Source organism: Streptomyces torulosus (genome assembly GCF_001419765.1).
Classification (GTDB): Bacteria; Actinomycetota; Actinomycetes; order Streptomycetales; family Streptomycetaceae; genus Streptomyces; species Streptomyces torulosus.
This window is the reverse complement of the sequence record NZ_LIRK01000960.1, coordinates 1-2,783: the sequence shown is the minus strand read 5'-3', so window position 1 is coordinate 2,783 and position 2,783 is coordinate 1. Positions and strand designations below refer to the sequence as shown.

The 2,783-nt window shown below is 73.9% G+C and carries 2 protein-coding genes; both read right to left on the bottom strand.

Annotation, left to right across the window (positions count from 1 at the left end):
* Positions 1-200 precede the first annotated feature (200 nt).
* Positions 201-1,400, bottom strand: a complete 1,200-nt coding sequence (locus AOK23_RS43085; RefSeq protein ID WP_055717808.1) for a low temperature requirement protein A — start codon at positions 1,398-1,400, stop codon at positions 201-203.
* 144 nt (positions 1,401-1,544) lie between these two features.
* The gene (locus AOK23_RS43080; protein ID WP_055717807.1) at positions 1,545-2,708 is read right to left on the bottom strand and encodes a hypothetical protein; all 1,164 of its coding nucleotides are present in this window, start codon (positions 2,706-2,708) and stop codon (positions 1,545-1,547) included.
* Positions 2,709-2,783 lie beyond the last annotated feature (75 nt).

Genomic DNA, 2,783 nt, shown 5'->3' with positions numbered 1-2,783 from the left:
GGAGGTGGAGGGATGCGGACGGCGGGGTGGGGGCCGGTTTGTCCGATAGTCGCCCATGGCGGGGTCCCTGGCGGGCCGGGGCGGTCCGGCGCAGGGCACGTACGTACGTGCTCACAGGTAGATCCGGAACGCCGCGTGGACGGCGAAGCCGTGGGTGGTCACGGCACCCGGCCCTCCGGCCGGCCCGACGACCTCGACGCCTACGGCCTCGTCTCCCTCTCCCCCGTCGTCCTTCCGTGGAGCAGGAGCAGGCCCGTGAGGGTGGCCGCCAGCGCCGCCAGGGCGGCCAGGGCCGGGATCAGGGTCACCGCCGGGCCCACCGCCAGGCAGGCCGTACCGCCGATGAGGAGGGACGGGGAGCGGCGGCCCGTCGTGCGGAGCAGGATCGCGGCCGAGCCGAGGAGGAAGAGGCCCGCCCCGCCCGCGAGGGCCCACGCCGGCATGCCGTGCAACGGCTCGGTCAGGCCGTAGTGGCCGGTGTCGGCGACCTGCTGGAGCGTCTTCTTCATGCCGAGGGCGGTGATCACCACGCCCGCCACCAGAGGCAGGTGGAGGAACGTGTAGACGTCGCGGGCCAGGACCGTGCGGGCGTCGCCGGTCAGTTCGGCGAGGCGGTGTTCCGGGGGCTCGCTCACCCCGTGGAAGTACAGGTGCCACAGCGCGGCCGCGACCAGGAGGCCGAGGGACGCGGCGACGAGCACGGGGACCGTCACGTCGTACCCGGTCACGCCCACGCCGATCGCGACGATCGACTCGCCGAGCGCGATGATGACGATCAGGCCGTGCCGTTCGGAGAAGTGCGCCGGGGAGGCCACTCTCCAGCCCGTCTTGCCCGTGACGAAGATGCCCGCGTAGTCGATCGCGACGGCGGACAGCCAGATCAGGATCCGCGGCACGCCCTCGAAGGCCGCGCCCAGCAGCAACAGGGCGAACGGCGGCAGGACTGAGAGCAGGGCCGTACGGCGCAGGGTGGCGCGCAGGGCCTTGTCGTCCGGGTCGGAGAGCCAGTACGTCGTCAGGTGCAGGATACGGACCGCGCCGTAGCAGAGCACGAAGAGCAGGGGGGCGGGGAGGCCGCCCGGGGCGTCGCGGTACACCTCGGGGACCGTCATGGAGACGATCAGGACGACGGCCATCACCGCCACCAGGACCGCGAACAGGCCGCCGGAGTCGGCGCGTACGACGTTGCCGAGCCAGGCGAAGCAGCACCAGCACCACCACAGGAGGGCGAGGACGACCATGCCGCCCAGCAGGCGCAGGGCGGTGGGGTGGTCCGCCATCAGGGCGGTGACCTGGGTGATCGCGTAGACGAAGACCAGGTCGAAGAAGAGTTCGGCGGGGGTGACCTTGTGGCCGTCCGCCGTCGGTGTCAGCCGGGCGCGTTCGCCGTGTGTCGTCACTGCTTCCCCACTCCCCCCATGGGGGCGGCACTTCGCCCGCGCCCCGTCCACGCGGCACGATAACCGGGGAAGCCCGCGCTCCGGATGCGCCGGGACCGCGCGGTGCGGCGACGGCTCGCCGCGGGCCCGGATCAGCGACAGGCCCTAGATCGGCGCCACCGACGACAGGCGGTGCACGTCCCTCGCCGTGCCCGTGACTCCGGAGAGGAAGCCCTGGGCGCGGGGGGAGGCGGTCTCGGTCAGCCAGCTGGGGTCGATGTCGCAGACGGCGACGCGTACGTCCGTGCCCGCCAGTGCCAGCGGCAGGGTGTGGACCACGGTCGACGGGAAGCTGAGGATGGTGCGGCCGATGGGGCCGCGGCGGGCGATCAGTTCGAGGGGGAGGTCGGGGCGGACGATCTCCAGGCCCGTCTCGGCCGCGAGGGCGTGGAGCTTGTCGGCGCTCTCGCGGCGGTGGGCGAAGTAGCGGGTCGCGCCGTGGGCCTTGGCGAGGGAACGGACGGCTTCGAGGTAGCGGTCGCCGTCCACCACGCCGGTCTCCACCAGGGACGTGCCGACGAGGTCCGCGCCCTTGGTGATGCGGGGCGGGCCGAAGCGGGCCCGGGTCCAGGCGAAGTCGTTGGCGGTGACGGTGACGCCGTCGGGGGTCTCGTCGATCGGCATGGAGGAGAAGACCTCGACGCGCCGGCCGGCGGTCGGGGTCAGCCGTCTGCGGGCCTTCGCGGAGACCGGGGCGAAGACCAGGTCACGGGGGCCGGGACGGCCGCCCTTGCGGTGCCAGCGGACGAGGCGTTCGCCGCGGGCCAGCTGGGAGACGAACTCCATGGTGGCGGTGCCGTCGTCGACCACGACGACGTCCGGTGCCTTGGTGATCGTCAGGAGGAGCTGGACGTAGCGGGAGAAGGGGTCGCCCAGGACGACGCGGCGCGCGGCGCGCAGCAGCGGGGCGAGCCCGCCGACGGTGCGGAAGGGGGCCGCCGTGCCGCCGCGGGCCTCCTCCCAGCGCACCTCGTGGCCCTCGTCCCGCGCCAGCTCCGCCATGCGGCGCAACTGGCCCCGGGTCATGGGGTCGTTGGGCGACAGGACGACCAGGGTGAGCCCCGTGCCGGACGCCCCGGGCGACGGTCGCACGCCGTAGGAGGCGGCGAGGCCGGAGGGCGCCCCCGGCTCGGAGGCCGGCCCCGCGCCGGGGGCCTGTCGCGTGCCGAGGGCGTGGGCGTGCGCCCACTCCAGCACGTTCAGGAGCTGTACCGGGCTCTCGACGAAGGCGAGAGTGTGGGGGCCGGCGGTTCCGGCGCGGGGGCTCATCGACGTACGACCGTCGCTTCCGTGAGTACGGATCTTCCGGGGGGGGGAGGGTGGGTTTGGCTCACCCGCGTGTGC